We start from the raw sequence: 4,981 nt of genomic DNA, 5'->3' as shown, positions 1-4,981 counted from the left end.
ACAGGCTCCGCGGAAGCCTCCGAGCCGCTCGAAGTGGCGCACCGCGAATGCGGCCTTGTAGAGCGGGGATCTCGCGCCGAAGACCCGATCGAGCACGGCTGCCCTGGCATCGGTGTCCGCGTCGGTCCCCCACCGCGAGCCCGAACTCTCGTGCGGATGCACCGCGACCACCTCGGGCACCGCGTGTGCCTCCAGGCCGGCATCGAGCAGGTCGACGATGAAGATGAACTCGTCGCCGAGGTACTGCGGCACGCCGGCGCCGAAGCGTTCGTCGAACCACACGTCAGCCGCCCTGGCCCGCTCCACGTCGACGACCATCTCGTACGTCGCCGCCTTGCCGCTGTTGCGCCGGGTGAGCGGGACCTCCTCCTCGGCGTAGTCCTTGCGGAGCACTCCGTCGGGATCCGTCGCCCGCCCGAGCGCGAGCGCCAGGCCCTGGTCGTCCATGCGGGCGACCACCGCATCGACCGCATCGAAGTCCACGGACACGTCGTCGTCGCCGAACAGCAGGTAGCGGGTGCGCGTGAGGCGCATGGCCTCGTTGCGGCTCTTCGCGACTCCGAGCGAGTCGAGCAGCGCGACCGTCGCACCCGCGGCCTCGAGCCTGCGGACCTGCTCCGTCAGCGTCGCGGAATCGTGATCGCCCCTGCCGGTCTGGATGACGACCACGCAGCGGACGTCTTCGCGCGCCGGGACCTTGATCGCCGCCACGCGCTCGGGCAGGGTCGAGTATCCGATGGTCAGCCCGTCGTGGGCCGCCGCAGCGTGCATGAGTCCTCCGAAACGCGGCCGCACCGTCCCGTCGACCTCGCCACAAGGTATCAAGGCACGGGGCCGGTCCGGGCGCCATGGTCGTGCCGAGGTCGGGCCGACGTCGCGGCGAGGTCGCGCCTGCCTAGATCGCGGGGAAGCGCTCGACGGGGGCCAGCGCGTCCCTCATCGCGGTCGCCACCTGGTCGAGCACCGCGTCGTCGAGCCGGATGTCCAGCGTGAGGGCGTCGAGCGCGACGCCCCGCAGATCCGCCGGAACCGGGTTCGGTCCGCGCAGGCCCCGAATGCCCACGCCGAGCGCGTAGTCCTCGTACTTGACGCCGCTGCCCGGCACCGCATCCTCGACGCCCTCGAAGGTGACGAGCGCGCACGGGATCCCGTAGCTGTGGCACGCGATCATGACGTGCATGGCGCTCGTGACCACGCGGTCGTAGCGCACGAGCGAGGACAGCAGCGACGTGAGCTCGTCGGGATGGGCGGCGAGCACGCTGAACTCGTCCATGTCATCCGAGAGCTGGACCGGGACCGGGAGGTGCGCGTAGTGGCGCACCAGCGCGACGCGCCCGTTCGTGGCGCCACGCTCGAGCGGCACCGCGCGTCGCACGAGCACCCCGGGGTCGCCGAACCTGTCGACGTCCGGCCCACCCGAGTTGCGGAGGGCCTGCGCGGTCAACGGCCCCCGCACCGACACCCAGCGTGCCTTGGCGGCAAGCTCCACGTCGAGCGTCGAGACCCCGGTCCCGACCACCGTCGAGCTGCGCTTGGCGAAGCGCGCGATCGACCCGAGAGCCATCAGGTGGGGTTCCGCCGCCTTCGCGGTGGGTGCTTGGAAGCGCAGGGGGCGCCCGGTCGCGTGTCCGACGATGAGCGGGCTCAGCCAGTCCCCGAAGTTCCCGGGGAACGGGCGCGGCCACCAGGCCAGCGCGATCGGCGAGCCGTGGCCGGTGGTCGCGTGGTGATGGAAGGCGCTCGCGGCACGCAGCGCGAAGGACAGGCCGGCGATGCCGGAGCCGATGACGAGGAAGTCGGAGGTCAAGGGAGGTTCGGGGGCTGGAGCTTCGGCCGGGCGTGCCGAGGGCGGCGATTCAACCGCCAAGGCCCCGAGGACGCCAAGGAATTATGGTGCCCGCGGCGGTCGCGACGCCTCAGCCGGCGGCGGGCGCGACCGGCTGGTTGTCGATCAGCCGGACCTCGCCGTAGAACACCGCGGCGGCGAGCAGGGCCCGGCGTCCGGGGTCCGGGTGCGGCTGCAGGGTCTCCGCGTCGACGAGCTCGAGGTAGTCGATGCGGTTGAGCGGGGACTCGATGCCCTCCCGGGCGGCGGCGACCATGGCCTCGCGGTCCGGCCGCCCCGCCGCGTGGCGCAGGCTGCGGTGGATCCGGGGGGCGTCGGCGCGCTGCTCCTGGCTGAGGCGGAGGTTGCGCGACGACATCGCGAGGCCGTCGGCTTCCCGGACGGTGGGAAAGGGGATGATGTCCACCGGCACGTCGAGGTCGCGGACCATCCGCCGGATGATCGCCAGCTGCTGGAAGTCCTTCTCGCCGAACACGGCGGCCGCGGGCCGGAACAGGTTGAAGAGCTTCAGGACGACGGTGCACACGCCGTCGAAGTGGCCGGGCCGGGTGGCTCCGCAGAGGGTCTTCGAGAGCGAGGTCTCGAGCACCGTCACCGAGCGGTCGGGAGGGTACATCGCGCCGGCCTGGGGTGCGAGGACCAGGTCGACGCCCGCCTCGCGGCAGCGGTCGAGGTCGGCCTCGAGGGGCCGCGGGTAGGCCTCGAGGTCGGCGGCGCGATCGAACTGGATCGGGTTGACGAAGATCGAGACGGCGACCGTGCCGTCGGGGCCGGCGGCCTCGCGGGCGCGCCGGACCAGGGCGAGATGGCCGGCGTGGAGGGCGCCCATGGTGGGCACCAGGACCAGCGGCGGGGGGGAGGCCTGGCGGAGTTCGGCGGGGTCGGTGACGACGCGCATGGCGGCAGGATTTCCGCCCCCGGCGGATGCGGCAAGCGCGGATGGGGACGGGCGTTGACGCCCGCCGGAAATCCGTTCACGGTGCCCGCGAACCTCACGGGAGAACCCTATCGAATTCATGACCATCATCCGTCGTTTTACCGCCGTGATCCTGGCGGCCGGGCTTTGCGGAGTCGCCGCGGCCCAGGAAGGCAAGCTGAAGATCGCGACCGTCGACATGCAGCAGCTTTTCAAGGAGTACCACCGCACCAACGAGGCGCAGAAGCAGATCAACGTCGAGCGGGCGCGCATCCAGAAGGAGAACAACGAGCGGCTGGCACGGATCCGGGAGCTGGACACCGAGCTGCAGGACATGCGCAAGATGCTCGACGACCCGTCGATCAACGACGCGAAGAAGCAGACGGTCTATCGTGACTGGCAGATGAAGCAGAACGAGGGGATCGCGCTGGACCGCGAGCGCCGGGAGTTCCTGCAGCGCCGCAACCAGGCGCTCAACGAGAAGATGATGCAGCGGATGAAGGGGATCCTCGAGGAGATCCGCCAGCTGGTGGAGGAGCAGGCCAAGGGCGAGGACTACGACTACGTGTTCGACAAGTCGGGCCTGAGCACCTCGCAGGTGCCGTTCATGCTCTACACCAAGGACGCGACGGACATCACCGCGGTGCTGCTCAAGGACCTCAACAAGGACGCGCCGCCGGAGTCCGGCGATGAGGCGCCGGCCGCCGAGGAAGGCGGCGAGTGACCTCCGCCGCACGTCCGTGGCACTGACCCTTTCCGAGCTCGCCCGGCTGGTCGATGGAGACATCGTCCGGGGCGAGCTTTCTCATGTCATCGAGGGCATCGCGGCGCTCGACGAGGCGACCTCCGCGGACGTCTCGTTCCTCGGCAACGAGAAGTATCGCGCCCAGTACCTGGCGACCCGCGCGGGAGCGGTGATCGTTCCCCGCGGGGTCGAGGAGGGCCCGGAAGGGGTGGCGCTGGTGGCGGTGGAGAATCCCTCGTTCGCCTTCGGGCGGGCGGTGAAGCACTTCACCGAGGCGCTGGCCCGTCGCTTCGAGCCGGGGGTGCACGAGCGGGCGGTGGTCGACCCTGCGGCGGTGCTTGACCCGGCCAGGGTCCGGGTCGATGCCGGCGCGGTGGTGATGGCCGGGGCCTCGGTCGGCGACGGTTCCGAGATCGGCCCCAACGCGGTGGTCGGCGAGGGCGTGCGCATCGGCCGCGACTGCCGGATCCATGCCAATGTCAGCATCCGCGAGCGCTGCGAGATCGGCGACCGGGTGATCCTGCAACCGGGTGCCGTGATCGGGTCGGATGGCTTCGGCTACGAGACCGTGAAGGGTCGGCACGAGAAGATCGACCAGATCGGCATCGTGGTGCTGGAGGACGACGTGGAAATCGGCGCCAACACCACCGTCGACCGGGCCCGCTTCGGGCGGACGGTGATCTCGGAGGGCACCAAGGTCGACAACCTCGTCCAGATCGGGCACAACGTCCGGATCGGCCGGCAGCTCGGAGCCGAACTCGTAGGTGCTCGCCTCGGCCCCCGCCAGACGGATACTGATCGACCCCGCGAAATGGCCTTGCCCGTACAGCACCGCCAGAAGGTTTCGATAGTCGCCCTGCGCCAGCGCGATCAGTCCCGGCGCGCTGGCGGCCCCTTCCTTCCGCTGCGCCCTCAGGCCCGAGGCCTGACGCAGCGCATCGCGAAGCTCGTCGTCCGACCCACCGATATTGAAGCTCAGTTCGTACGGGAGCGTTTCGAGCCCCTCTTCGGCGGAGGCCTCCTGCCCGCTCGCCCCATCCTGCGCCAACGCCTGGATCGTGGTCAGGCACAGAAGAACCAGCCCGGTAACCAGTGCCGGCAGAAGCCCCCTATGACTATGCCTGATCATCCCGTCTCGAGCCTCTCAGCTTGCGGCGGTCTTGCGCTAACGACGTTCTGTCCGTGCCCGCACAGATTGTACCAAATTCCTGCGCGGGCAAGGCCGAATCCGGTATTTATCCGGCGATAAGGCCAAGGCTCTCGAGCTTCAGCAGAACCTGGTGCGCGCAATGGTCGACATCGGTGCCCTCGGTGTCCAGTACCAGTTCCGGTATCTCTGGAACTTCGTAAGGGTCTGAAATACCGGTAAATTCCTTGATCTTCCCGGCCCGCGCCAACGCATACAGACCCTTGCGGTCGCGGCGTTCGCACTCTTCGAGGCTGGTCGCGACATGCACCTCGACAAAAGTCCCAT

At 69.6% G+C, this 4,981-nt stretch carries 6 protein-coding genes; 2 read left to right on the top strand and 4 right to left on the bottom strand.

Annotated elements, in window-relative coordinates; all coding sequences use genetic code 11:
• The 3 genes from QZ483_RS12655 to panC all read right to left on the bottom strand — a co-directional run.
• Positions 1–771: glycosyltransferase family 2 protein (locus QZ483_RS12655; protein ID WP_297084548.1), on the bottom strand; the 771-nt coding region annotated here is incomplete at its 3' end.
• 124 nt (positions 772–895) lie between these two features.
• The gene (locus QZ483_RS12650) at positions 896–1,807 is read right to left on the bottom strand and encodes a polysaccharide pyruvyl transferase family protein (protein ID WP_297084546.1); all 912 of its coding nucleotides are present in this window, start codon (positions 1,805–1,807) and stop codon (positions 896–898) included.
• A gap of 109 nt (positions 1,808–1,916) precedes the next feature.
• Entirely contained in the window at positions 1,917–2,744 is an 828-nt protein-coding gene (panC, locus tag QZ483_RS12645) for a pantoate--beta-alanine ligase (RefSeq protein ID WP_297084544.1), read from the bottom strand.
• Positions 2,745–2,862: 118 nt separating this feature from the next.
• Here panC and QZ483_RS12640 point away from each other — a divergent pair, with 118 nt between their 5' ends.
• The gene (locus QZ483_RS12640; protein WP_297084543.1) at positions 2,863–3,486 is read left to right on the top strand and encodes an OmpH family outer membrane protein; all 624 of its coding nucleotides are present in this window, start codon (positions 2,863–2,865) and stop codon (positions 3,484–3,486) included.
• 16 nt (positions 3,487–3,502) lie between these two features.
• Positions 3,503–4,756: a UDP-3-O-(3-hydroxymyristoyl)glucosamine N-acyltransferase gene (gene lpxD, locus QZ483_RS12635; RefSeq protein WP_297084540.1), complete on the top strand. Its 1,254-nt coding sequence runs from the start codon at positions 3,503–3,505 to the stop codon at positions 4,754–4,756.
• On the opposite strand, the gene QZ483_RS12630 is transcribed toward lpxD, so the two are convergent.
• Positions 4,743–4,981, bottom strand: a 239-nt coding sequence (locus QZ483_RS12630; protein WP_297084538.1) for an adenylyl-sulfate kinase, incomplete at its 5' end; no start/stop codon positions are given. The two genes, lpxD and QZ483_RS12630, sit on opposite strands and share 14 nt — an antisense overlap.

Origin of the sequence: uncultured Demequina sp. (assembly GCF_913055775.1) — a bacterium.
GTDB lineage: Bacteria > Actinomycetota > Actinomycetes > Actinomycetales > Demequinaceae > Demequina.
The sequence above is the reverse complement of the archived record's forward strand: the minus strand, read 5'-3'. Positions and strand labels throughout refer to the sequence as shown.